The following is a 24,938-nucleotide window of genomic DNA, read 5'->3' as shown; positions in this document are numbered from 1 at the left end:
CTTTTGCTACGGCTTACGCGGACTTAGGTAAAATAGCTTCAACGTCGCTGTGTGGACGCGGGATAACGTGGCAGGATTTCACCTCGCCAACAGCACTGGCTGCAGCACTCCCTGCATCAACTGCAGCTTTAACCGCACCAACATCGCCACGAACCATGACCGTAATCAGGCCAGAGCCGATTTTTTCATAGCCAACCAACTGCACGTTTGCGGATTTCACCATGGCATCAGCGGCTTCAATAGCGCCGACAAGCCCTTTTGTTTCAACCAGTCCCAGTGCGTTATTCATACTGCTTTTCTCCTGTGGGTTATGAGTGGCATTCCCTGAAAGGGATGCCTTTAACCAGCCGCGCAGCGTTGTTACCAATGCTCCGACGATCGTGGCTATTTTGTTGATACATCAGCGTAAAAAGTGGTGCTGATGTAGGTAGGTTTTTGTAGTGCACAACCAGTTTTTCCTGATCGCATCCAATGCCGACGAGCAACGGCGATTGGCATGCAGCTAGCCATGCGTTGTGGATAATGTCGGTAGAATGGGTTTCCCGTATAACAAAGGGGATCCCTTCCTCTTCAATACCCAGCAATACGTCATTCCAGCGTGAGGTGCAGTCCCCTACGGTGCAGATCACGATAGCTGGTGCGGTGAGATTACTTTCCATGAGCGAACGCCTTGTACCAGGAGAGGATCAACCCTGTCGCGACCGCATTGCGGGGACCTTCAGTACCCCGGATGTTGCCTCGACCCGCTACCAGTCGATAGTGCGCCAACGCATCCGTAACCAGTTGTGGTACTTCAAAATCCAGAGAGGATCCTCCGACCAGAACCACAAAGGGGATGTCGCGAATGTTGCCGGTTGGGCTGACCTGACGTAACGCTCTCAGCGCATTAGTGACAAAGACTCGCTCCTTCGCGCTGCGGCGAATAGCTCTGACTTTTTCCAGTGCCAGATCCCCTGGTAATGGCACCAGTTCATCAGGTTTCACCACACAAACGCGTGCAAATACTGTTGGTGGCAAGGGGGTAGGGAAAAACTGAACACTGCCATCTTCGTGACGAAGGTGGAACAAGCTCTCAACTTTTGCCAGCGGGTATTTTTTGATCTCTTCTGCGAGATATCGATCATCCAACCCCAGTTCGCGGGCAATAATCATCGTGACCATATCGCCTGCCCCCGCCAGATGTGTGGCAATAATTTCGCCTTTGGGATTAATAATGGAGGCGTCTGTAGAACCCGCGCCGAGATCCAGAATGGCCAACGGACGGGTGGTGCCTGGCGTAGTGAGAGCACCTAAAATAGCTGCTTCGGCTTCAGCACCGCCAACCTGGACGTCAATATTGAGCTTTTGTGTGATCTCCTGGGCAATCATCGCCATTTGCAGGCGATCTGATTTCACCATTGAGGCAATTCCAACTGCCTGCTCCAGCGAAAACTCTCCGGCCAGTCCGCCCGTCACGCTGACGGGAACTGAGGTATCAACAGCCAACAAATCCTGAATGAAGATTTCATGGCTAGGTTTGTTGGTTAATTCAGCCATGGTCTGGCGTACGTGCTCCAGCATGCCGCCAATATTTGTTCCAGCTTCACCGGTAACGTTATCAAGCTTTGGACATTCACCAACTGCTTTCATAATCGCTTCGGCACCAGCGGCGACGTCGACGCGAACGGTACGTCCCTGTGACTGGAGTTCAATATTCCCGGCCGGAATTGCACGTGCTTTCACATCACCTGAAGGTGTTTTCACCACAACAGCAGAGCGGTTGCCAATCAGCGCGCGTGCCATGGGGACAATATTTTTGGTCTCGTTCGCGTCGAGGTTAAAAACTGTCGCAATGCCGTATGGGTTGGAAAGTGTCTCAATAACCTTGCCTGGAACGGCGACCTCAATGGCGGCCAGCATCCCTAATGGGATACGGTCGATATAGAGCACTTCATCAACGATAGGTAACGGTTTGTTCAGGCGATTACTGACCAGAACGCCATCGTCCTGCTGCAAAATAACGCCCGATAATTGATATCCTGCGCCAACAGAGGCATTAATCATGTTGGCGACATCGGCGAAATCGAATGCTGATGACACCACCAGGATGTAAGGAATATCAGCCGGACGGGTTAACAGGTCTTCCGGTGTAATCGTGACGCCAACACCTAACCCCACGCCGCCAGGCGTTTTGGGGTTGTGGCCGATCATGGTCGATTCGGTGATGATGGTTTCGGTGATCGTTTCCATCGCCACATCACCTATGACTGGAGTGGCTTCGTTAATACGGATGAGCGAAATATCGCTGACATTGATGCCTGCATTTTTTGCCGCAAGCGTAAGCGCCTCCTGAATACCAAACACATTACGTAATGTGCCCTTAATTCCGGTAGTTTCTGCCAGTGCGCTGCCGGTAATGCTCAGCGTGCCAGCCTCATCCAGAGTGGCGAGAGCGACTTCTGTTGATGAGTTGCCTATATCAATGCCAGCTATATATCGCATCGTATTTTCCTGATATTAATCGTCGCCTTTGAGTTTTTTACGCTCAACATACAGTGCTGCCGCTTCACGAACGAAAGCTGCACAGATCTTTGCCTGATAACGGTTTTCGAGATCGTCTGCGATAGCCATTAGCTCGTCTTTCGTTGAGCGGTATGGACGTAGCGCGTTGTAAATTTCAAGGATGCGGTCGTCAGGTACAGCGGTTAGTTCTGCAGCTCGCTCAAAGTTCATCGCCAACCGGTCACGTCCGGCATCTTTGGCAATATCAGCCTGAATGCGCAGCGTTTCAGGTGTGATACGCATATCCTGTGCCGTGACTTTGTTGCTCAACACATTTTCGAGCGTGAAGTCATCCAGGGTTTTGTTTGTGGCGGTTTTTACCCACTCCGGATGTTTATTCGCGAGAGGGTAATCCGTGACTTTTGCGGTATGAGTTGATGAACTGGCCGTGGCAGGAGTGGTTGTCTCTCCCTGCAGGCTGTTCATTCGGCTCAACACATCCCGAACCATCGATTCAATTGCGTCGGTATTCATGGAGTTATCCTTTATCAAAGCGCAACGCGCAGTTCCTGCGGGTTTTTGCCCGTCACGACGTATTTGGTCTCTTTAATGTGCAGAATGGCCGATTTCGCCTGGTATTTCGGACGTGCCATCTGATCATTCAGCGTAGGGACCGGCTGCGGAGATTCACGCTTGGCATATCGCGCAGCGTTCTTACCGATCTGACGATAGGTTTCCAGTGTCAGAAGCGGAGCCTGGGGGAATAACTCCAGGTTAGAAAGCGGCGGTAATCCCTGCTGGTGGATAACCGTAGTGCCTTTTGACTGGATACCGATTGAAATACCGGAACCACTCAGACGGTTGCCCTCTACTGCGACAAACGCCACATCGGAGGATTTAAAACAGCGAATGACACGTGCTTTAATGCCTTCCTCTTCAATACCGGCGATCACTTCACGCAAGATATTCTTGTGTGGTATGCCGACGATATTGACGGTTTGAGACAGACCGAATGCCGGACCAACAGCAATAATCACTTCATCTTGTTGCTGGCCCTGTTTGGCTTCGCCAATCTCGGTCAGAAAGCTGTCACCTTGAGCCGTTGTTTGTGGTGCAACTGCTGTTGTGGACGCGCGAAAAGAGACGGGTTTATCGCTGGTCTGCATTTCAGACAGCACATCTTCAATTATCTGGCGCAGCAGCTTTTCATTGATTTCCATTGTTCACCCCTTAGCCAAGCTCGTTGGGATCAAGTGCGCCGGGGATGTTCTTAATTTCTTCCCAGCGTTCGCCTTGCAGGCGATAACCTGTTGCCGGACCGGCATAATCGTTGACGTCATTGACTGCAGATAGCACTTGTCCGTCGCCGACGATAATGGCGGAGGTATGCAGATAATCTCCGGTTAACTTAGCTTTCTGGATGTTGAGCATGTCCTGAGCAACATCAGTAAACCCTCCCTGGGCAAGGGCTTTCACCACTTCCAGGCCGTTACGGTTTTTATTGATGATCTCTTGTGCAAATTTGATGTCTTCAACAATGTTACGCTCTGGCATATCTTTCGAACCGTGGGCGTAAGTAGCAGCTTCAACTTCTTCATCGGTGATCGGTGGTAATCCCATTCCGGCAAACACGGCCTGCAGTGCGCGGGCGGCTTTGTTACGAATGGCGATGACGTCTTCTTCACGAACAGGGCGCAGTCCACCGTCCACTTTCAGGTCACGCTGGAGAACGTTATAGTCGTCAAAGTCCTCAGCATCTTCGTTAGAACCGGCAAACATGTTGTCGTAGTTCGGAACGGCAGAATAACCGGAAGAGATGAAGTCAGTACCTGGCAGGAATTGCATCAGCAGACGAGCAGTACGACGCATATCCGAGTGAGTAAAGGTTTGGTCGTTACTGGAAGCGCACTCCAGATCCAGAGAAGAACAGATCAGGTTTTCGGCCAGTACCGCGCGGATACCTGACGGTACAGCGGAAGGGACGCCGATGCAGCTGACGGAGCCATTCTGTAACCCTTGCACGCCAGCGGCTTTGGTGATGTAAATGCAGCGGGCTTCCAGGTAAAGCATCGATTTGCCTTCGGCGTAACCCATCTGAACTTCTGAGCCGGAACCGGAGGTAAAGCGCATTTTCAGACCGCGAGAAGCGTAAGAAGAGGCCAGGAAGCCTTTTGACCATGGGGTGTCGTCGCCGTCGGTAAATACCGGTTCAGTACCGTACACAGAAATGGTTTCTGCGTAGCAGGTGTGGCCTAGCATGCCCAGTTTCAGTTCGGTAGCTTCTTCCAGTGAACACTGGGTTAATACGCCAGGACGCCCAACCTGCGAACCTACCAGCAGAGCAATAGCGTTAAATGGAGCGTAACGTGCTACGGCAACGGTTGTTTCCTGTTCGTCAAATCCACGCCATGCGCCTTCTGCAGCATCCGCTGCAATCTGCACTGGGTTGTCTTTTACGTTAGTAACATGCGCTTGCTGAGAAGGGGTACGACGGGCACGCATTTTCTGCATTGCCATCATCATCTCAACGACATTCATGTGTGAAACCACTTCGACAATTTTTGCCGGAGTCATCGCAGTTGTCAGCGGAACTATGTCCCTGCGCTTCACATTGGGATCGCAAAGCATATTGGCGAGTTTGACTGAGTCCATCGCCATCACTTCTTCTGCGCGCGCCAGATTAATACCGTAGCGAGCAATAAAATGGTCAATTAAGTCAAATTCGCTGGCGGCTTTACCATCCAGTTCAGTGACCATGCCGTTAACGATTTTAATAGACGGTTTAGGGTCGTTCGGGCTTTCCATCGCAATGAAGCCTTCTTCGATCCACTCCTTAACAAAGCCGTCCTGATTCACAGGGCGCTTCGCCAGTGCTTCAAATCTTTTCGATCTCATGAATCAGCCTCACTGATATCAGATGTAGGACGGACGATCGTTTTTCGGTTCAGAACCGAGGGTCGCCAGCACGGTTTTACCGATTTCACGGGCGGAGATGACGGCCTGACGCACGGCGCCGGAGTCACCGGAAATGACCAGAATGGCTTCATTACTAAAACTGGTGCCATGTGCAGGGGAGCTATAAGCCACCACTTCAACGTTGGCGGATTTCAGTGCGGTGTCAGCCATCAGCACACCAACGGATGCCGGTGCGCCGACGATAACGCCACAGGCACGGCCAATTGGCGCCCCAAAGGCTTTTTCCAGCGCGTAACTGGCTCGCGCGGTGTATTGCAACTCGAGGTGCCCAGCTTCATTGCCGTAGACATCACCAAATGTGCGATCAAGCTCTTTCAGAGCGACTTCGATTCCGCGTTTCACATCGGAAACATCGTTGCCGCCTAAGATAATCAGCGAGCCGTGACCCGCACCGCCTTTGGTATCACGGGGAAGCTCAATACTGACGACTTCAGTATTTGTTGCTTTTACCGCTTCATCTGCGGCCATGATGTGTGGACCAGCACCTGTTCGTGCGCCAAGGATGCCAATGGAGCGATAGCGTTTTTCAAGCTTCATCGCGTCCAGTAAGGCGCTGTCTACGTTTGCGATCACCAGACCGACGGTATCGCCAATCGCCGTGCCGACAAATTCCGTTAAACTGCAGCTCTTCTCTGCCATAGCCGTTTCTCGTGTTGGATGATTATTTTCAGGGGTAGCCTTTTGCTCCGGTGTTGCCACACGAGCAATCACCTGCGCCATGATCTGTTCAACCAGTTCATTGCTGCTCATCAGCTAATTCCCTTCGGTAAGATTTTTTCTACATCGGTATGAGGGCGTGGGATCACGTGTACGGCTTTCACTTCTCCCACGTTACGTGCGGCGGCTGCACCAGCATCTGTTGCAGCTTTTACAGCGCCTACATCGCCGCGAACAATAACGGTTACCAGCCCTGAACCAATTTTTTCGTAGCCGACCAGCATCACATTGGCTGACTTCACCATTGCGTCTGCAGCCTCTATGGCCGCAGTCAAGCCTTTGGTTTCTACCATTCCTAACGCTTCTTGTTGCATAAAGACCTCGCCTGGGTTGTCCCGATTTTCATGACTATAAAAAGAAGCGAGGAAAAAGAATGGCTGACTTGAAAGTGAGAGTGAAAAAATAGTGAGGTTCGGGTGATATAAAATTGCTATTTTTTATTATATGGTATTGTTTTTGTTGAGTATTAATGATTTTGTTAATGTGATAATTTGGTTATGTCAATTCCAGATTTACATTTTTAGTGGTGACAGATTAAATATCCTTTGCTATGCGCTAAAAATGGAATTGTGATGTTTGTTTGAAAACGGAAATCTGCCCTGAACAATATTTTGTCATTCTTAAAATGTCACTTTATTAGGATTTCAACCCGCTTTCGTGCTTGTTTTAATAAACGTGATTGCAATAATTTGTTATCGCAACACGATTTTTAAGAGCATATCGTTCTGATGTTGCCAACAATTTGTAGGCAACGCTTTTTATAGTAAGCCTCGATGTATTCTACTGCCAGCAAGGAGTTTGCTGGTACAGACACGCACTCTGCTTAGAAGGTGTCATAATGAACGATTCTCTAAAAGCGCAATGCATTGCCGAGTTTTTGGGTACCGGACTGTTTTTGTTTTTTGGTATTGGATGTCTTAGCGCCCTGAAAGTCGCCGGTGCAAGTTTGGGGTTATGGGAGATATGCATCATATGGGGTCTGGGGATCTCGCTTGCTGTCTACCTGACCGCCGGGATTTCTGGTGCGCATCTCAATCCTGCCATTACTATTGCTTTATGGCTGTTTGCTTGTTTCCCAGGACGTAAAGTTTTGCCCTACAGCATAGCGCAGGTGGCAGGTGCCTTTGGTGGTGCGTTACTGGCCTATTTGCTGTATGGAAGTTTATTTGTAGAGTTTGAAACGGCTAATCATATGGTTCGTGGCAGCCTGGAAAGCCTGCAGCTTGCCAGTATTTTTAGTACGTATCCCGCTGCTGCACTGAGTGTCTGGCAGGCCGCACTGGTAGAGGTGGTGATTACGTCTATTCTGATGGGCATGATCATGGCGCTTACCGATGATGGCAACGGTGTTCCCAAAGGGCCACTGGCACCTCTGCTAATTGGTATTCTGGTTGCCGTTATCGGCGCATCTACCGGTCCGCTCACTGGATTCGCAATGAACCCTGCTCGTGATTTCGGCCCTAAACTTTTCGCATGGTTTGCCGGATGGGGCGATATTGCGATGACGGGGGGACGTGACATTCCCTACTTCATCGTACCGATTGTAGCTCCCATTATCGGTGCCTGCGCCGGGGCAGCAATTTATCGTTATTTCATTGGCAAAAATTTACCCTGTAATACGTGCAAGCTGGAGGATAATGAGGGTTAGCTTCACGGAAAATGCCTATTTATGAAATGTAAAAACTGATTTCGTGATCCGGTTTCCTGAACCGGTTAAAAAGTCTCCCAAGAATGGGAGACTTTTGTTATGGTCCATTACACCTTTTTTCATCTTGCTCCGGGTAGCAAGATGAAAAGTGGATGTAAATAACATGTTTTATTTATAACAATAAATTAACTGAGAGGTTTTATCATGATTTCTGCGAGCGCCCTGAACTCAGAACTCATTAATAAAATCGCACAGGATTTTGCACAAGCCACCAGTCTGGCTGTTGTGGTTGTCAATATTCACGGTGATGAAATTTCTGAGTTATTTAATTTCACCCCATTTTGTCAGTTGATGCGCCAGCATCCTCAGCACAGCACACGTTGCCGAATGAGCGATCGCTGTGGAGGACTCGAAGCATCAAAATCCGATCAACCCTGTATTTACCGCTGCCATGCCGGACTCACCGATTTCTCGATTCCTTTAGTGATCGCGGGCCACCTGGTTGGATTTGTTTTGTGCGGGCAGGTTCGTCTAAGCAATGATGTTGGATTAGTTGATATTTTGAACGTCGACGACCGCTGGCAAGCCGATCCGGAACTGGTCAGTGAATTTCGCAATGTTCCTGAAATGGATTACTCAAGAGTCATCGCTTCTGCGGATCTTCTGAAGCTTATCGTCGAAAATTGTCTTAAGAAACAACTGAATTTTGTTGTTATCAAAGACAACCCACAGCAATCAGAGCCGGCAAAAACGAGTCGTAGCCCGACGCCTCATGACAGCAAAATGAAAAAGGCGCTGCGCTACATTGATGCTCATTTATCGGATGAGCTGCGCCTTGAGGATGTGGCTTCTCATGTTTACCTGAGCCCGTACTATTTCAGTAAGCTGTTCAAAAAATATCAGGGTATTGGATTTAATGCCTGGGTAAACCAACAGCGAATGGCCAGTGCTAAAGAGTTGCTATGCCATAGTGACTGGAGCATCGCCAGCATTGCGCGTAATTTAGGCTTTTCACAAACCAGTTATTTTTGCAAAGTATTCCGCCAGACCTATCAGGTTACGCCACAGGCTTTTCGTCAACAAATTAATGTTGCTTCATCTGGCGAGTCGGCATAAATAGCAATAATTTGCTATTGCCGATTTTTGATATCGTATTGTATGTCCGTCATTATAAAATGAAAATTAGAGATAGCAGTCAATAAATTGTCATAGCGCAACAAAGTAATAGCGTTGGAAGGATAAACTGCACCAGTTTTTATTTTTGTGATGAGATACAGTGTCTGGGTGAATGACTTTCTTTATTATTTATTGATGCTTTCATTTGGAATGTAAGCATAAGAATAAGCTTAATGAAGAGATAACATTGGCTAAGTAAACGCAAGAAAATATTTAAAATGAAATTTTGTCATGAGGTGTGATAATTCATCTCATGGTCCGGAGCTTAATTAGAACAGGCTCCTGAGCTGACAGGTTTGCCACGTTTGTGGTAGGGAAGGGGGTGAGAATCCCCCGCAGCCCCCGCTGCTGTGATGCTGACGACCCCGTATAGACCACTGATCGCAAGATTGGGAAGGACGGGTGAGATTGACGCTAAGCCAGAAGACCTGCCTGTCAGTGACTACCAACAACTTCGGTGGGAAGTGGGTTGCGCAGATGCATACAGTCGAGAGACTGGGTATCTATACACCCCTACCACCCTGAACAGGATCAGGGTATGGCGGCCAATTTTCACGCGTTTGTTCTTGCAGGTACCGGAAGCGGCTGTGGTAAAACTACGGTGACGCTGGGTTTGCTAAGCCTGATGAAAAAACGTGGTTTGCGTGTTCAGCCTTGCAAAGTTGGTCCTGACTACCTTGATACCGCCTGGCATACCGCTGTATGCGGTACGGCTTCCCGTAATCTTGATAGCTTTATGCTCCCCATTCCTACACTCAACGCCTTATTTTGCGATCAGATGCAGCATGCGGATATCGCGGTTATCGAAGGCGTTATGGGATTGTATGACGGCTATGGAACAGATCCTGACTACTGTAGTACCGCCGCAATGGCAAAACAGTTGGGTTGTCCGGTCATCTTGTTGGTTGATGGTAAAGCCGTTTCAACCTCTATTGCCGCGACGGTGATGGGTTTTCAGCATTTTGACCCCTCCTTAAATATTGCCGGTGTAATCGTTAATCGGGTTAACAGCGAAACCCATTACCAGTTACTTAAAGTGGCGATTGAGCGCTACTGTTCAGTGCCTGTTTTAGGCTATGTTCCCCGAGTGGAAGGCGTGGCTCTCCCGGAACGTCATCTTGGATTAGTCTCCGCGCGTGAGTCGGTTGTTAATCAGCAGCCATGGCAGGAATTTGCCGCAACGCTTGAGCAAACGCTGGATATCGACGCCCTCCTGACGCTAAGCCAAATAGATACCCAACCTGTTGGCGAGTGGCCCGCACTTCCTGCCGCTGATGCAGGCGCCGGGTTAACGCTTGCCATCGCAGATGATGAAGCATTCAACTTCTACTACCCGGACAACATTACGCTACTGGAACGTGCGGGTATCAACATCGTGCGTTTTAGTCCGTTACACGACAGCCATCTACCTGATTGCCAGATGATCTGGTTGGGCGGCGGATATCCTGAATTGCACGCTGCGATACTTTCAGGCAATACCAGCATGCTGGCGCAACTGCGTTCAGCTCATCAACGCGGCGTGGCGATTTACGCAGAGTGCGGCGGTCTTATGTATCTTGGAAGCTCGCTGGAGGATAGCAACGGCGATATCTGGCCGATGGCGGATATTATTCCAGGTCACAGCAAAATGGGTAAGCGTCTGACCCGCTTTGGCTACTGTGAAGCGCGGGCTGTTGAGCAAACATTGCTGGCGGCACCAGGCGAAGTGCTGCGCGGACATGAATTCCATTATTCCGACTTTACCCCTGAAACTCCAGCTGTGATGGCCTGCCGTAAGGTTCGTGATGGTAAAACATTGCAATCATGGTCTGGTGGCTGGCAAATGGGCAATACTTTCGCCAGCTATCTGCACGTTCATTTTGCTCAGCGTCCTGAAATGCTTAATCACTGGCTGGCGGCGGCAAGGAGTGTGCTATGACACTGCTCGCATGGTGTATTGCCTGGCTTCTTGATTTTTTCATTGGTGACCCGCCGAACTGGCCGCACCCGGTACGCTGGATTGGTAATCTTATTTCAGCCGTTCAGCGAATGATTCGACGTTACTGTCATAGCGACATGATGCTGCGTATTGGTGGCGCAGTAATGTGGATAGTCGTTGTTGGGCTGACCTGGGGCGTGTGCTGGGGCGTACTGACACTGGCTCAGTCAATTCACCCCTGGCTTGGCTGGGGTATTGAAATTTGGATGATCTTTACCGTGCTGGCGGGGCGTTGCCTCGCTGACGCCGCACGGGATGTTGAGCGTCCACTGCGTGCCAATAATCTTGCTGAAAGCCGTGAGAAACTCTCATGGATTGTGGGCCGTGACACCTCGCAATTACAACCGCAACAGATCAATCGCGCAGTAGTGGAAACCGTTGCTGAAAACACTGTTGACGGCATCATCGCACCGCTGTTCTTCCTTTTTCTTGGTGGCGCCCCGCTGGCGATGGCCTACAAGGCGGTGAATACCCTGGACTCCATGGTCGGTTACAAACATGAAAAATACCGTGCAATCGGTATGGTCAGCGCGCGTCTGGACGATGTCGCAAACTTTATTCCTGCAAGACTAAGCTGGCTGCTGCTGGGTTTGGCGGCATTCTTATGCCGTAAAGACGGCTCACGCGCATTGCATATTGGCTGGCGCGATCGCTACAACCACAGCAGCCCAAACTGTGCATGGTCGGAAGCAACTGTTGCCGGAGCATTAGGTATTCGTCTGGGTGGTCCTAATGACTACTTTGGCGAGCGTGTTGAGAAACCGTGGATTGGTGATGCACAACGAGATATTTCGGTAGACGACATTTCCCAAACGATTCGATTGATGTGGGTAGCATCGACGCTGGCACTGGCGCTATTTATCGCGCTGCGGTGGCTGCTGGTCGGTGTAGCCTGAGGACAATACTATGCAATATATCCAGCAACCCCAGGCGATTGAGGCCAAAAGTTTCGACATTATTGGTGAGATCATCAGTGAAACCCGTCCGGACTATCAGTTTGCTAGTCCGTTACATGAGGCCATCATTAAGCGGGTTATCCACACCACGGCAGACTTTGACTGGCTGGACATTCTCTGGTTTTCCAGTGATGTGCTGGAGCATTTTTGCGCCGCGCTACGTCGTCCGAGCGTGATTTACACTGATACCACGATGGCGCTTTCCGGGATCAATAAAACACTGCTGGCAAAATTTGGCGGTGAGTGCCGCTGCTATATCAGCGACCCGCGCGTGGTGCGTGCGGCAAAAGAACAGGGGATCACCCGTTCAATGGCGGCCGTCGATATTGCAGTGAAGGAAGAAGGCGAAAAGCTGTTTGTCTTCGGTAACGCACCGACGGCGCTGTTCCGCCTGCTTGAGCACGATGTTGCCGTCAGTGGCGTGGTCGGCGTACCGGTAGGTTTTGTCGGCGCGGAAGAGTCGAAAGATGCACTGACGCAAAGTAACTTGCCAGCTATTGCCGCCTTAGGCCGCAAAGGGGGGAGCAATGTCGCCGCCGCTATCGTCAACGCTATGCTCTACCACATGCAGGGGGAGCGATGAGCGACCAACCCTTCGATGCTCCGGTATGGCATAACGGAAAAGCACTGCGCAAAGGATACACCACAGGATCTTGTGCGACGGCGGCAGCGAAAGTGGCTGCGCTGATGGTATTGCGTCAGCATTTGATCCATCAGGTTTCAATTGTGACGCCTTCCGGTGTGACGCTATGTCTGAATGTTGAGTCGCCGCACATTGAAGGACAGCAGGCTATTGCCTCCATCCGCAAAGATGGTGGCGATGACGTGGACGCCACGCATGGCATGCTGATTTTCGCCCGTGTAACGTTAGACGATAGCGGAGAAATCCGCTTACAGGGTGGTGAAGGCGTCGGTACGGTGACTCGCAAAGGTATTGGCCTGCCGGTGGGGAGTTCGGCGATTAACCGAACGCCTCGCCAGACGATTGAATCTGCCGTACGTGAGGCTATCGGACCAAATCGCGGAGCGCAAATTGAAATCTTCGCTCCAGAAGGTGAAGAACGGGCGCAAAAAACCTACAACTCGCGTCTTGGTATTCTGGGCGGTATTTCCATCATTGGTACCACCGGTATCGTTACACCGATGTCGGAAGAAAGCTGGAAGCGTTCACTGTCGCTGGAACTCGAAATCAAACGTGCCGCCGGGCTGGATCGCGTCGTGCTGGTGCCGGGCAACCACGGTGAACGTTTCGTCCGCGAACAGATGGGGATCGATACGCAGGTTGTCGTCACCATGAGTAACTTCGTGGGTTACATGATTGAAGAGGCGGTACGCCTTGGGTTCCGACAAATCGTCCTGGTTGGCCATCCTGGTAAGCTCATTAAAATAGCAGCAGGAATTTTCCATACCCATAGCCATATTGCCGATGCCCGTATGGAGACACTTGTTGCCCATCTGGCATTGCTTGGTGCCCCGCTGGAGTTACTGACGCTGGTCAGTGACTGCGATACTACTGAAGCCGCGATGGAGCACATCGACGCATACGGCTTTCAGCATATCTATAACCATCTGGCTAAGCGTATCTGCATGCGCGTTCTGCAAACTTTGCGCTTTACGAAAAATCCCCCGACCTGCGACGCCATTATGTTCTCTTTTGATAACCAGATCCTTGGTAGCAACCGTCCTGTCGCCGAGATTGCGGAGGAGATGCAATGTTAACTGTTGTAGGGATGGGGCCCGCGGGGTTGCATCTGATGACGCCGGCGGCGCGCGATGCGGTCGCAACAGCGGATGTTCTTGTCGGTGGCAAGCGGCATCTGCAGCAGTTCCCGAATTTTACCGGTGAACAGTTTGTCCTCGGGGCCAACATCCCGGAGTTATTGGGCTGGATTAGCGCTCATCAGGACCGACACGTGGTGGTGCTGGCGTCTGGTGACCCTCTGTTTTACGGCATCGGTACCCGGATGGTGGCGCACTTTGGCATCGAAAATGTGCGCATTATTCCCGGTATTAGTGCGGTGCAGTACCTTTGTGCGCAGTCCGGCATTGATATGAACGACATGTGGCTCACCAGTAGCCACGGTCGCAACGTTTGTTTCGATGAGCTGGCTCGACATAACAAAGTGGCCATGGTCACGGATGCCCTGTGCGGCCCGCGTGAAATCGCCCATCAACTGATTGCACGGGGTAAGGGACATCGCTGGATGGTGATTGGCGAAAACCTGGCGATGGAAAATGAGCGTATCCACTGCCTGCCTCTCAGTGAAATTAATGCCGACTATGACATGAATGCAGTGGTGATCCTCGATGAAAGATGAGCTTTTTCTGCGTGGAGGGAAAGTGCCGATGACCAAAGAAGCGGTACGCGCACTTGCCCTCTCAAAACTTGAATTACACCGTGCCAGTCACCTGATTGATATTGGTGCAGGAACCGGCAGTGTATCAATCGAAGCGGCGTTGCAATATCCGTCGCTGCGCGTCACGGCTATCGAGCGTAACCCTGATGCGTTAAGGCTTCTGGACGAAAATCGCCAGCATTTTGCCTGCGGGAATATCGACATTTTTCCCGGTATCGCGCCGATGACCATCACCGAAAAAGCCGATGCCATCTTTATGGGCGGCAGCGGTGGTCATCTGACCGATCTGATTGACTGGTCGATGCGTCAACTGCATCCGGCAGGACGGTTGGTGATGACATTCATCCTTCAGGAAAACCTGAATACCGCCCTGGCTCATCTGGACCATCTCGGCGTACAGAGGGTGGATTGCCTGCAAATGCAGGTTTCATCTCTGACTGTGCTCGGTAGTGGTCACTATTTCAAACCGAATAATCCCGTTTTTGTTATCGCCTGTCAGAAGGAAGGAAACCATGTCTGAGATTTTTGATCCCCGTAGTGTGTGGTTTGTTGGCGCTGGTCCTGGCGATCGTGAGCTGATCACCCTTAAAGGTTACCGCTTGCTGCAACAGGCGCAGGTAGTTATCTACGCCGGGTCGCTGATTAACACTGAACTGCTGGATTATTGCCCGGCAGGTGCTGAGTGCCATGACAGCGCGGAACTGCATCTGGAGCAGATCCTCGACCTGATGGAAGCCGGAGTGAAGGCAGGAAAAACCGTAGTACGCCTGCAAACTGGTGATGTCTCGTTGTATGGCTCTGTGCGTGAGCAGGGCGAAGAGCTGACCAAACGTGGGATTGACTGGCAGGTTGTACCGGGTGTCAGCGCATTCCTCGGTGCAGCGGCCGAACTTGGTGTCGAGTACACCGTACCTGAAGTTTCACAGAGTCTGATTATTACCCGCCTGGAGGGCCGCACGCCGGTACCAGAACGTGAACAGCTGGAGTCGTTTGCCAGCCACCAGACGTCCATGGCGATTTATCTTTCTGTCCAGCGTATTCACCGGGTTGCTGAACGTCTGGTTGAAGGCGGTTACCCGGCGACCACACCAGTGGCAGTCATCTACAAAGCGACCTGGCCAGAAAGCCAGACCGTGCGCGGCACCCTGGCTGATATCGGCGACAAAGTACGCGATGCAGGGATCCGCAAAACGGCGCTCATTCTGGTCGGTAATTTCCTGGGCTCGGAGTACCACTACTCCAAACTCTATGCGGCGGACTTTAGCCATGAATACCGTAAAGCCTGAATCTATTGCACTGTTTTGCCTGACACCGGGCGGCGTGACGCTTGCGAAGCGTCTGGCGGCGATGCTGCCGGTAACCTGTTTCACCAGTGAAAAGTTGCTGGAGGAGGGATTTCTTCCGTTCGAAAACGGTTTTGCCAATGCTGCGCGCGACGCTTTTGCGAACTACTCAGCGCTGATTTTTATTGGTGCGACCGGTATTGCGGTACGCGTACTGGCCCCGCTGGTAAACGACAAGTTCTGCGATCCGGCGGTTGTGGTGATTGATGAGCGTGCCCAGCATGTTATCAGCCTGCTCTCAGGTCATGCGGGGGGCGCTAATGCCCTTGCGCGTTATCTGGCGGGAATGCTGGGGGCTGATCCGGTGATTACGACCGCGACGGATGTGAATGATATGGCGGCTCTGGACACGCTTGCGTTCCAGTTGAATGCGCGAATGACCGATTTCCGCTCAGTGGTAAAAATTGTCAACCAGATGCTGGTTAGCAACAAACGGGTGGGGCTGTGGTGGGATGATGAACTGGCACAGGACGTCAGCCATTGTGATCGCCGTGGTTTTATCACCGTAACCGATCTCACGCAATTACCGGAACTGGATGCGTTAATTTGCATCACTCTGCGCACCGATTTACCAGAAATGCCCATCCCGCACTGGAAGCTGGTGCCACAGCGGGTGGTGGCTGGAATTGGTTGTCGCCGTGATACGCCATTTCCGTTGTTAGCCGAGTTGCTTGCCCGTCAACTTGAAGCCCAGCGGCTCGATCCGCTGGCGTTAAAAGCGATTGGCAGCATCACGCTGAAAAAAGATGAACAGGGACTTATCCAACTGGCCTCCTGCTGTCGCGTACCTTTCGAAACCTTTACTGCTGACGCGCTGCGTGAGCATGAACACCGTTTTCCTGCTTCGTCGTTTGTTCGCAAAACGGTCGGCACGGGAAGTGTTTCCGGTCCTGCAGCCTGGCTACTGAGTCATGGACAACTGTTAGGCGAGACCCTGCGTGAACAGGGCGTCACTATTACTTTGGGAGTTTCACACTGATGTTAACCGTAATTGGAATTGGCCCTGGCTCGCAGGCAATGATGACCATGGAAGCCGTTGAAGCACTGCAGGCGGCAGAAATTATTGTTGGCTATAAAACATACACCCATCTGGTAAAAGCCTTCACTGGTGATAAGCAGGTGATCAAAACCGGTATGTGCAAAGAGATTGAACGCTGCCAGGCGGCAATTGAACTGGCGCAGGCTGGGCACAACGTGGCGTTGATCAGCAGTGGCGACGCCGGGATTTATGGCATGGCCGGGTTGGTACTCGAACTGGTCAGCAAGCAGAAGCTGGATGTTGAGGTCAAGCTGGTTCCAGGGATGACGGCCAGTATTGCTGCGGCGTCTTTGCTGGGCGCACCGTTGATGCACGACTTTTGCCATATCAGTCTCAGCGATCTGTTAACACCATGGCCGGTGATTGAAAAACGCATTGTTGCCGCAGGTGAAGCTGACTTCGTTATCTGTTTCTACAACCCGCGCAGCCGCGGCCGTGAAGGGCACCTGGCGCGTGCTTTTGAACTGCTTTCGACCAGTAAAAGCGCGCAAACGCCGGTGGGGATCGTGAAGTCGGCGGGGCGTAAAAAACAGGAGAAATGGCTGACCACGCTGGGTGAAATGGACTTTGAACCGGTTGATATGACCAGTCTGGTGATTGTTGGTAATAAAACGACCTATGTTCAGGATGGCCTGATGATCACGCCACGGGGTTATGTGCTGTGAATTACGGAGATGTACTGGTCATGGGTGGCACCAGCGATGCACGCATGCTGTGCCAGCAACTGGATGCAGCAAACGTGGCCTATACCTTGTCGGTTGCAACACCGACAGGGAAACAGCTGGCGGGCGACATCAAAGGTCAGGTGCGCTGTGGACGCCTGGAGCGGGAGCAGATGATTGCCTGGCTGCAAGAAAATGGTACGCGCTGGGTGATCGATGCTTCACATCCTTATGCCGAAGTGGTGAGCCGTAACATCATGAGCGCATGTGAAGCGGCAGGCGTACTGCTAAGCCGCTATCAGCGCCCTGAGCAACTGAGTGATTTAACGCACCCGCATTTGTACACCGTGCAGAGTATTCAACAAGCCTGCGATGTAGCGCGACGCTTCGGTGAGCGCGTACTGCTGACGACCGGTAGTAAAGATCTGGCTATCTGGCGTACGGGATTGCCGGATAAAACGCTGCTGGCTCGCGTACTGCCGGTACCTGAGGTTATCCAGCAATGTGCGGATTTGGGCTTTGGCGTGGGTGAAATTTTCGCACTGTGCGGTCCTTTTAGCGCCGAGTTTAATGCTGCGTTCTACCGCCAGTGTCTGGCTGATGTGGTTATCACTAAAGCATCGGGTGCGGAAGGCGGTTATCAGGAAAAAGTACAACCTTGTCTGGATGCCGGTATCCCCTGCATCGTGATTACACGTCCGGCACCTTTGGTGACGGGAGAAGAGTTACTGGAAAGTCAGGCCGCATTTGGGGCGCGTTTAGCGCGCTGGCTGGCCGCTGCTTAAGGAGTAAGAGATGAAGAAAGCGCTTCTGGTGGTCAGCTTTGGCACCAGCTACCACGACACCTGCGAGAAAAATATTGTGGCCTGTGAGCGTGATCTTGCAGCCAGTTGCCCTGACCGCGATCTGTTTCGGGCGTTTACCTCCGGGATGATCATCCGCAAGCTCAAACAGCGTGATGGCATCGATATCGATACCCCGCTGCAGGCACTGCAAAAGCTGGCGGAGCAGGGCTATCAGGATGTGGCTATTCAGTCGCTGCACATCATCAACGGTGACGAATACGAAAAAATTGTCCGTGAAGTTCAGAGCATGCGCCCGCTGTTTTCGCGCCTGACGCTGGGTGTACCGCTACTGAGTAGCCACGATGATTACGCGCAGTTGATGCTGGCGCTGCAACAACAGATGCCGCCGCTTAAAGAGAGTGAAAAAGTGGTGTTTATGGGACACGGAGCTAGTCACCATGCGTTTGCCGCCTACGCCTGTCTCGATCACATGATGACGGCGCAGCGTTTTCCGGCCCGTGTAGGGGCAGTGGAGAGCTATCCGGAAGTGGAAGTGATTATTGAAAGTTTGCGTCAGGAAGGTGTAACGGCGGTGCATCTGATGCCGCTGATGTTAGTTGCTGGCGACCACGCCATCAATGATATGGCTTCCGATGAAGATGACTCGTGGAAGACGTTATTCAACGCTGCGGGAATTCCGGCCACGCCGTGGTTAAGTGGTTTGGGTGAGAACCCGGCGGTACGTGCCATGTTCGTGGCACATTTACAGCAGGCGCTGAACGTGGCGCTGGAGGAAGCAGCATGAGCGGTAAATTGTATGCACTAAGCACCGGACCAGGTGCTTCCGATCTGATCACCGTGCGTGCAGCGCGCACTCTTGGCGCACTGGATATTCTCTATGCGCCAGCCGGGCGTAAAGGTGGGGATAGCCTGGCGCTGTCGATCGTGCGTGAATACATTGGTGAACAGACTGAAGTGCGCTGCTGCCATTTTCCTATGAGTGCTGACAGCGCGGAAAAAGAAGCCGTCTGGGACGAGGTCGCTGCCGCGTTGGTACAGGAAGTGAATGCCGGTAAGCAGGTAGGTTTTATCACCCTCGGCGACGCCATGCTGTTTAGTACCTGGGTCTTTTTACTCCAGCGGATTGGCTGCCCTGACTGGTTAGAGATCGTCCCTGGTGTGACTTCTTTTGCCGCTATTGCCGCCCGCTCAAAAACGCCGCTTGCTATGGAGCAGCAGTCGCTGGCAGTTGTCTCCTGTACCGCACCGGAAACAGAAATCCAGCAGGCGTTAAAGCAACATGACAGTCTGGTACTGATGAAAGTGTATGGTCGTTTTGCGCGCATCAAGGCATTGCTACAACAAGAGGGTCTGCTGGACTGCGCGTTAATGATGTCAGAAGCCACGCTGCCGGGTGAGCAGTGCTGGCGTCATCTCAATGAAGTGAGTGACGATCAGCCGCTGCCTTATTTCTCGACCATTCTGGTCAACAAACAGTGGGAGTATGCACAATGAAGCTTGAACAACAGCTAAAACAGCTGTCTTTCAGCGGGTTGGCCGCGGCGCTATTACTGATGATTGTCCCTGAAAAAGCGTTCGCGATGCACATTATGGAAGGTTTTTTACCGCCGATGTGGGCGCTGGCCTGGTGGCTGCTGTTTTTACCTTGTCTGTGGTATGGACTGGTACGCCTGCGTCAAATCGTGCAGGAAGATAACCACCAGAAAGTTCTGTTGGCACTGTGTGGGGCGTTTATTTTCGTTCTGTCGGCGCTAAAAATTCCTTCTGTGACAGGCAGTTGCTCGCATCCGACTGGGGTCGGTCTGGCCGTTATTCTGTTTGGGCCGGGCGTCGTGGCGATTCTTGGCGCGATCGTCTTGTTATTCCAGGCGTTGCTGCTGGCTCATGGCGGTTTGACAACGCTGGGCGCGAACGGCATGTCGATGGCGGTTATTGGCCCGGTAGTGGGTTACATGGTGTGGAAGATGGCCTGTCGCGCGGGGTTCCGTCGTGATGTCTGCGTCTTCCTGTGCGCTATGCTGGCGGATCTTGTGACCTATTTTGTTACCTCGGTCCAGTTGGGTGTCGCCTTCCCGGATCCGGGGGCAGGCGCGATGGGGTCAATTATCAAATTTATGGGGATTTTCTGTCTGACGCAGATCCCAATTGCTATCGCGGAAGGCTTGCTGACCGTGATGATCTACGACCAGTTAACCAAACGTCAGTTGATTACGGCACAAGGACATTAACGATGAAAAAGACGCTGATTCTGTTAGGGATGGTGGTGGCGCTGGTGATCCTGCCGTTCTTTATTAACCACGGCGGAGAATACGGTGGCTCGGATGGCGAAGCAGAAAGCCAGATTCAGGCTATCGCCCCTCATTATGAGCCATGGTTCCAGCCGTTGTATGAACCCGCCAGCGGAGAGATTGAAAGCCTGCTGTTTACGCTTCAGGGATCTCTTGGTGCAGCGGTCATTTTCTACATTCTGGGTTACACCAAGGGCAGACAACGTCGTGATGACCGGGCTTGACAGGCTTAGCTACCAGAGCCGCTGGTTTCATGTCTCACCACAGCGGAAATTCCTGCTCTGGCTGCTGATGATGATCCTGGCCTTTACTCTGCCCCCGATGGGGCAGGGTATTGAGCTGTTACTTATTGCCGCTCTGAGTTGCTGGTTGCTGCGCATTTCTTTCTGGCGCTGGTGCCGCTGGATGGCATTGCCCTTTGGGTTTCTGGTAGTTGGTGTTGTGACGATTTTATTTAGCGTCAGTCGCGATCCGCAGACCTTACTGGCCAGCCTTCCGGTGGGGAGCTACTGGCTGGGGATCACCTCCTCGGGCTTACATACCGCCAATGAGACGTTCTGGCGTAGTCTGGCGGCACTGGCGGCAACATTCTGGCTGGTGCTTAACTTGCCATTTCCGCAGTTAATCATTCTGCTCAAACGTGCGCATGTTCCACGACTGCTCACTGAACAGATCCTGCTGACCTGGCGCTTTATTTTTATTCTGTTAGACGAAGCGCTCGCCATTCATCGCGCACAAACGCTGCGTTTTGGTTATCGTAGTTTGCCGTTGAGCTATCGTTCGCTGGCGATGCTGGTGGGATTGTTGTTTACGCGCGTGTTGATCCGCTATCAACAAATGACCACCACACTGGATATCAAACTGTATCAGGGTGATTTTCACCTGTAAGGAAAAGTATGCTTGCCACCTCAGCGCTTTGGTTTCGCTATCAGGATGACCCCATCCTTAAAGGGCTAACGCTGGACTTTTCTCCGCATGCTGTCACCGGACTGGTGGGAGCGAACGGCTGCGGGAAATCTACGCTGTTTATGAATCTGAGTGGTTTACTACGCCCGCAGCAGGGGGCGGTGATGTGGCAAGGAAAACCACTGGATTACAGCAAGCGTGGTCTGCTGGCGCTGCGCCAGCAGGTGGCAACCGTATTTCAGGATCCCGATCAGCAAATCTTTTATACCGACATTGACAGTGACATCGCATTCAGTTTGCGCAATCTGGGTATGGATGAGGCTGAAATTGCCCGACGGGTTGACGATGCATTGACGCTGGTAGATGCGCAACATTTCCGCCATCAGCCCATTCAATGCTTAAGCCACGGGCAAAAGAAACGTGTTGCGATTGCAGGGGCGCTGGTGTTGCAGGCGCAGTATCTGTTACTGGATGAACCCACTGCGGGCCTTGATCCATCGGGTCGTGCGCAGATGATTGAGATTATTAAACGCATTGTGGCGCAAGGAAATCATGTGGTCATTTCCAGTCATGATATCGATCTTATTTATGAAGTTAGCGATGCAGTTTACGTTTTACGCCGAGGGGAAGTGCTGACGCACGGCACACCGGGTGAGGTATTTGCCCGCACGGATCTTATTGAACAAGCAGGATTAACTCAGCCCTGGCTGGTGAAGCTGCATACACAGTTAGGCTTCCCGCTGTGTAAAACAGAGGCTGAATTTTTTAGCTGTATGCGAGAGAACGCACTGAAGGAGGCGTCATGACGCAGGCAATAATGTTGCAGGGAACGGCATCTGATGTGGGCAAAAGCGTACTGGTTGCCGGACTGTGTCGTATTTTTCACCAGGATGGATTGCGGACTGCACCGTTTAAATCGCAGAACATGGCGCTTAACTCTGGAATAACCCCAGAGGGTAAAGAGATGGGGCGCGCGCAAATTTTTCAGGCAGAAGCCGCAGGGATCACACCGGATGTGCGTATGAATCCGGTGCTGCTTAAACCGACCAGTGACCGTAAAGCCCAGGTCGTGTTAATGGGCAAAGTCGCCACCGATATGGATGCGGTGAGTTACCACGAATACAAACCGCGCCTGCGGGAACAGATTATTTCGGTTTATAACAGCCTGGCTCAGGAGTTTGATGTGCTGGTGCTGGAAGGGGCGGGAAGCCCGGCTGAGATTAACCTACGCGATCGCGATATCGTCAATATGGGCATGGCGGAAATGGCGCAGTGTCCGGTTGTTCTGGTTGCCGATATCGATCGTGGTGGGGTGTTTGCCTCAATTTACGGTACGTTGGCGCTGCTGCACGACCACGAACGCGCCAGAGTAAAAGGCGTAATCATCAATAAATTTCGTGGTGATGTGGCGTTGCTCTATTCCGGTATTGAACAAATTGAAGCGCTGACCGGCGTTCCAGTGCTCGGCGTGATGCCGTGGCTGGATGTTGATCTGGAAGATGAGGATGGTGTCGCGTTGCAAAAAGGCAAATATTTGCGCACCGATAAACGAGATATAGAGATTGCTGTCGTTCAACTACCACATATTTCCAACTTTACTGATTTCAACGCACTGGCGGCACAACCGGACGTTCGCGTTCGCTATGTGCGTCACCCGGAGGAACTGGCGGGTGTTGACCTGGTGATCCTGCCCGGCAGTAAAAATACGTTGGGCGATCTGGTCTGGCTGCGTGAAAGTGGTATGGCGCACGGCGTGTTGCAACTACATCGCCAGCACGTTCCGGTGGTGGGCATTTGCGGTGGTTACCAGATGCTCGGCGATACCATCATTGATGAGGTGGAGTCAGGACTCGGTACGCTGCCGGGGCTGGGGTTGCTCAATACCGTAACCCATTTTGCCCAGAACAAAACAACGACCCTGGTTGAGGGGCAGATGTCCTCCTCTTTGCCTGACTGGCTGGCGGACGCGGCGGGCTTATCCGTTCGCGGTTATGAAATTCATATGGGTGAAACGGAATTAACCACGCAATGCCAGTCAGTGATGACGTTGCACAAAGACGGCGGTAATGTGGCTGATGGCGCGGTAACCCCCGATGGTCTGGCGTTTGGCACCTATCTTCATGGTCTGTTCGACAGCGATGAATTCACTCGTGCGCTGGTTAATGGTCTGCGTGTACGGAAAGGGTTAGCGCCGCTGGATTCCACCTTCCATTACGCGCAATATAAATCGCAGCAGTTTGATCTGCTGGCGGATGCGATGCGGCAACACATCGATATTGAGAAAATTTATACCATCATGCAGCAACATCGGGAGCCAGTATGATGATTCTGGTTACCGGCGGAGCACGCAGCGGCAAAAGTCGGCATGCTGAGGCGCTAATTGCTGATTCTCCGAACGTGCTGTACATCGCGACTTCACAGATTTTTGATGACGAGATGGCTGCACGAATTCAGCATCATCGCGATGGTCGTCCCGCGCACTGGCGTACCGCTGAGCGTTGGCAACATCTTGATGAGCTGATAACGGCGACGAACGATCCACAAGAGGCGATTTTACTGGAGTGCATCACCACGATGGTGACCAATCTGCTCTTTTCACTGGGCGGTGAGAGCGATCCAGATAGCTGGGATTACGCGGCAATGGAGAAATCCATTGAGGCAGAGATGCATATGCTGATCGAAGCTTGTCAGCGTTGTCCGGCAAAAATCGTTCTGGTTACCAACGAAGTGGGGATGGGGATTGTTCCGGAGAATCGTCTGGCGCGGCATTTTCGTGATATTGCCGGACGAGTTAACCAGCGCCTGGCAGCGGCGGCGGATGAGGTCTGGCTGGTGGTATCTGGAATTGGAGTCAAAATTAAATGAGTAAGTTGTTCTGGGCAATGCTCTCTTTTATCAGTCGCTTGCCTGTTCCGACACGGTGGTCGCAAGGACTCGATTTCGAACAGTATTCGCGCGGAATCGTCATGTTTCCCCTTATCGGCGTAGTGCTAGGGGGACTCTCTGGTCTGGTGTTTATGGCGTTGCAACCCTGGTGCGGTATTCCACTGGCCGCACTGTTTAGCGTGCTGGCTCTGGCGCTGCTGACCGGTGGTTTTCATCTTGATGGTCTGGCGGATACCTGTGACGGCATTTTTTCTGCTCGTCGGCGCGAACGCATGCTGGAAATCATGCGTGACAGTCGCCTGGGGACGCACGGTGGGCTGGCGCTGATTTTCGTTCTGCTGGCTAAAGTGCTGGTGGTGAGCGAACTGGCTTTGCGCGGAACACCGATGCTCGCGGCACTGGCGGCGGCCTGTGTGGCGGGGCGGGGAACCGCTGTTCTGCTGATGTACCGGCATCGTTATGCCCGAGAAGAGGGGCTGGGAAACGTCTTTATTGGCAAAGTAACCGGACGACAAACCTGCGTAACGTTGGGGTTTGCGGCAATTCTTGCCGCAGTACTGCTTCCTGGCATGCGTGGCGTGGCGGCTCTGGTCGTCACGATGGTGGCAATTTTCATTCTTGGGCAATTACTGAAACGCACGTTGGGTGGACAAACCGGCGATACGCTGGGTGCGGCCATCGAACTTGGCGAGCTGATCTTCTTGCTGGCTCTGCTTTGA

Annotated in this window: 29 protein-coding genes and 1 riboswitch; of the genes, 21 read left to right on the top strand and 8 right to left on the bottom strand. The window is 52.1% G+C overall.

What is annotated here, in order from left to right; genetic code table 11:
* Nucleotides 1-13 precede the first annotated feature (13 nt).
* The 8 genes from pduJ to pduA are packed head-to-tail and all read right to left on the bottom strand — an operon-like array spanning nucleotide 14 to nucleotide 6,488.
* Nucleotides 14-289: a propanediol utilization microcompartment protein PduJ gene (gene pduJ / locus LG384_RS14355; protein ID WP_001057752.1), complete on the bottom strand. Its 276-nt coding sequence runs from the start codon at nucleotides 287-289 to the stop codon at nucleotides 14-16.
* A 19-nt stretch (nucleotides 290-308) separates the two neighbouring features.
* A complete protein-coding gene (locus LG384_RS14350; protein ID WP_045444503.1) occupies nucleotides 309-659 on the bottom strand; it encodes a glycerol dehydratase reactivase beta/small subunit family protein in 351 nt (116 codons plus the stop codon).
* A complete protein-coding gene (locus LG384_RS14345) occupies nucleotides 649-2,481 on the bottom strand; it encodes a diol dehydratase reactivase subunit alpha (protein ID WP_225761115.1) in 1,833 nt (610 codons plus the stop codon). Before LG384_RS14345 ends, LG384_RS14350 begins: the two co-directional genes overlap by 11 nt.
* A gap of 15 nt (nucleotides 2,482-2,496) precedes the next feature.
* Complete coding sequence (gene pduE, locus LG384_RS14340) at nucleotides 2,497-3,015, bottom strand: propanediol dehydratase small subunit PduE (RefSeq protein ID WP_045444498.1); 519 nt, start codon at nucleotides 3,013-3,015, stop codon at nucleotides 2,497-2,499.
* Nucleotides 3,016-3,029: 14 nt separating this feature from the next.
* Complete coding sequence (gene pduD / locus LG384_RS14335; RefSeq protein ID WP_045444495.1) at nucleotides 3,030-3,701, bottom strand: propanediol dehydratase medium subunit PduD; 672 nt, start codon at nucleotides 3,699-3,701, stop codon at nucleotides 3,030-3,032.
* Between the two features lie 10 nt (nucleotides 3,702-3,711).
* On the bottom strand, nucleotides 3,712-5,376 hold the full coding sequence (gene pduC / locus LG384_RS14330; protein ID WP_045444491.1) for a propanediol dehydratase large subunit PduC: 1,665 nt from the start codon (nucleotides 5,374-5,376) through the stop codon (nucleotides 3,712-3,714).
* An 18-nt stretch (nucleotides 5,377-5,394) separates the two neighbouring features.
* Nucleotides 5,395-6,207, bottom strand: coding sequence for a propanediol utilization microcompartment protein PduB (gene pduB, locus LG384_RS14325; protein WP_045444488.1), 813 nt, complete (start codon nucleotides 6,205-6,207; stop codon nucleotides 5,395-5,397).
* Nucleotides 6,207-6,488: a propanediol utilization microcompartment protein PduA gene (gene pduA / locus LG384_RS14320; RefSeq protein WP_003030255.1), complete on the bottom strand. Its 282-nt coding sequence runs from the start codon at nucleotides 6,486-6,488 to the stop codon at nucleotides 6,207-6,209. The genes pduB and pduA overlap by 1 nt, the downstream gene beginning before the upstream one ends.
* Nucleotides 6,489-7,012: 524 nt before the next feature.
* Here pduA and pduF point away from each other — a divergent pair.
* The 21 genes from pduF (at nucleotide 7,013) to cobS (ending at nucleotide 24,938) form a co-directional block, all read left to right on the top strand.
* Nucleotides 7,013-7,822 (top strand): propanediol diffusion facilitator PduF, encoded by an 810-nt coding sequence (pduF, locus tag LG384_RS14315; RefSeq protein WP_045444483.1) that lies wholly within the window; start codon nucleotides 7,013-7,015, stop codon nucleotides 7,820-7,822.
* Between the two features lie 204 nt (nucleotides 7,823-8,026).
* The gene (gene pocR / locus LG384_RS14310) at nucleotides 8,027-8,938 is read left to right on the top strand and encodes a regulatory protein PocR (RefSeq protein WP_045444480.1); all 912 of its coding nucleotides are present in this window, start codon (nucleotides 8,027-8,029) and stop codon (nucleotides 8,936-8,938) included.
* Between the two features lie 335 nt (nucleotides 8,939-9,273).
* A riboswitch (cobalamin riboswitch) is annotated at nucleotides 9,274-9,449 on the top strand.
* Between the two features lie 87 nt (nucleotides 9,450-9,536).
* The gene (locus tag LG384_RS14305) at nucleotides 9,537-10,916 is read left to right on the top strand and encodes a cobyrinate a,c-diamide synthase (protein WP_225761114.1); all 1,380 of its coding nucleotides are present in this window, start codon (nucleotides 9,537-9,539) and stop codon (nucleotides 10,914-10,916) included.
* Complete coding sequence (gene cbiB, locus LG384_RS14300; RefSeq protein WP_225761113.1) at nucleotides 10,913-11,872, top strand: adenosylcobinamide-phosphate synthase CbiB; 960 nt, start codon at nucleotides 10,913-10,915, stop codon at nucleotides 11,870-11,872. Before LG384_RS14305 ends, cbiB begins: the two co-directional genes overlap by 4 nt.
* 10 nt (nucleotides 11,873-11,882) lie before the next feature.
* The gene (locus LG384_RS14295) at nucleotides 11,883-12,515 is read left to right on the top strand and encodes a cobalt-precorrin-8 methylmutase (protein ID WP_225761112.1); all 633 of its coding nucleotides are present in this window, start codon (nucleotides 11,883-11,885) and stop codon (nucleotides 12,513-12,515) included.
* Entirely contained in the window at nucleotides 12,512-13,651 is a 1,140-nt protein-coding gene (cbiD, locus tag LG384_RS14290; protein WP_200013247.1) for a cobalt-precorrin-5B (C(1))-methyltransferase CbiD, read from the top strand. Before LG384_RS14295 ends, cbiD begins: the two co-directional genes overlap by 4 nt.
* Nucleotides 13,645-14,250: a cobalt-precorrin-7 (C(5))-methyltransferase gene (locus tag LG384_RS14285; RefSeq protein WP_045444455.1), complete on the top strand. Its 606-nt coding sequence runs from the start codon at nucleotides 13,645-13,647 to the stop codon at nucleotides 14,248-14,250. Before cbiD ends, LG384_RS14285 begins: the two co-directional genes overlap by 7 nt.
* On the top strand, nucleotides 14,240-14,809 hold the full coding sequence (locus LG384_RS14280; protein ID WP_045444452.1) for a decarboxylating cobalt-precorrin-6B (C(15))-methyltransferase: 570 nt from the start codon (nucleotides 14,240-14,242) through the stop codon (nucleotides 14,807-14,809). The genes LG384_RS14285 and LG384_RS14280 overlap by 11 nt, the downstream gene beginning before the upstream one ends.
* Nucleotides 14,802-15,575, top strand: coding sequence for a cobalt-precorrin-4 methyltransferase (locus tag LG384_RS14275; RefSeq protein WP_045444449.1), 774 nt, complete (start codon nucleotides 14,802-14,804; stop codon nucleotides 15,573-15,575). The genes LG384_RS14280 and LG384_RS14275 overlap by 8 nt, the downstream gene beginning before the upstream one ends.
* Nucleotides 15,556-16,611, top strand: a complete 1,056-nt coding sequence (cbiG, locus tag LG384_RS14270) for a cobalt-precorrin 5A hydrolase (protein ID WP_045444441.1) — start codon at nucleotides 15,556-15,558, stop codon at nucleotides 16,609-16,611. Before LG384_RS14275 ends, cbiG begins: the two co-directional genes overlap by 20 nt.
* Nucleotides 16,611-17,336, top strand: a complete 726-nt coding sequence (locus LG384_RS14265; protein ID WP_045444439.1) for a precorrin-3B C(17)-methyltransferase — start codon at nucleotides 16,611-16,613, stop codon at nucleotides 17,334-17,336. Before cbiG ends, LG384_RS14265 begins: the two co-directional genes overlap by 1 nt.
* A complete protein-coding gene (locus LG384_RS14260) occupies nucleotides 17,333-18,118 on the top strand; it encodes a cobalt-precorrin-6A reductase (protein WP_045444437.1) in 786 nt (261 codons plus the stop codon). Before LG384_RS14265 ends, LG384_RS14260 begins: the two co-directional genes overlap by 4 nt.
* A 10-nt stretch (nucleotides 18,119-18,128) precedes the next feature.
* The gene (locus LG384_RS14255) at nucleotides 18,129-18,923 is read left to right on the top strand and encodes a sirohydrochlorin cobaltochelatase (RefSeq protein WP_045444434.1); all 795 of its coding nucleotides are present in this window, start codon (nucleotides 18,129-18,131) and stop codon (nucleotides 18,921-18,923) included.
* On the top strand, nucleotides 18,920-19,633 hold the full coding sequence (locus LG384_RS14250; protein WP_048221158.1) for a cobalt-factor II C(20)-methyltransferase: 714 nt from the start codon (nucleotides 18,920-18,922) through the stop codon (nucleotides 19,631-19,633). The genes LG384_RS14255 and LG384_RS14250 overlap by 4 nt, the downstream gene beginning before the upstream one ends.
* Nucleotides 19,630-20,367 carry a cobalt ECF transporter S component CbiM gene (gene cbiM, locus LG384_RS14245; protein ID WP_045444427.1) on the top strand — a complete coding sequence of 246 codons (738 nt, stop codon included), beginning with the start codon at nucleotides 19,630-19,632 and terminating at the stop codon, nucleotides 20,365-20,367. Before LG384_RS14250 ends, cbiM begins: the two co-directional genes overlap by 4 nt.
* Nucleotides 20,368-20,369: 2 nt before the next feature.
* Nucleotides 20,370-20,651 carry an energy-coupling factor ABC transporter substrate-binding protein gene (locus LG384_RS14240; protein WP_006683999.1) on the top strand — a complete coding sequence of 94 codons (282 nt, stop codon included), beginning with the start codon at nucleotides 20,370-20,372 and terminating at the stop codon, nucleotides 20,649-20,651.
* A complete protein-coding gene (locus LG384_RS14235; RefSeq protein WP_045444423.1) occupies nucleotides 20,638-21,315 on the top strand; it encodes an energy-coupling factor ABC transporter transmembrane protein in 678 nt (225 codons plus the stop codon). The genes LG384_RS14240 and LG384_RS14235 overlap by 14 nt, the downstream gene beginning before the upstream one ends.
* A gap of 8 nt (nucleotides 21,316-21,323) precedes the next feature.
* On the top strand, nucleotides 21,324-22,139 hold the full coding sequence (locus tag LG384_RS14230; protein ID WP_225761111.1) for an energy-coupling factor ABC transporter ATP-binding protein: 816 nt from the start codon (nucleotides 21,324-21,326) through the stop codon (nucleotides 22,137-22,139).
* The gene (locus LG384_RS14225; RefSeq protein WP_048221160.1) at nucleotides 22,136-23,656 is read left to right on the top strand and encodes a cobyric acid synthase; all 1,521 of its coding nucleotides are present in this window, start codon (nucleotides 22,136-22,138) and stop codon (nucleotides 23,654-23,656) included. Before LG384_RS14230 ends, LG384_RS14225 begins: the two co-directional genes overlap by 4 nt.
* On the top strand, nucleotides 23,653-24,198 hold the full coding sequence (gene cobU, locus LG384_RS14220; RefSeq protein WP_225761110.1) for a bifunctional adenosylcobinamide kinase/adenosylcobinamide-phosphate guanylyltransferase: 546 nt from the start codon (nucleotides 23,653-23,655) through the stop codon (nucleotides 24,196-24,198). Before LG384_RS14225 ends, cobU begins: the two co-directional genes overlap by 4 nt.
* Nucleotides 24,195-24,938 (top strand): adenosylcobinamide-GDP ribazoletransferase, encoded by a 744-nt coding sequence (gene cobS, locus LG384_RS14215; RefSeq protein ID WP_045444409.1) that lies wholly within the window; start codon nucleotides 24,195-24,197, stop codon nucleotides 24,936-24,938. Before cobU ends, cobS begins: the two co-directional genes overlap by 4 nt.

The organism is Citrobacter sp. Marseille-Q3906 (assembly GCF_916618775.1).
In the GTDB taxonomy this organism is placed as follows: Bacteria; Pseudomonadota; Gammaproteobacteria; order Enterobacterales; family Enterobacteriaceae; genus Citrobacter; species Citrobacter murliniae.
This window is presented reverse-complemented; position numbering and strand designations above follow the sequence as displayed.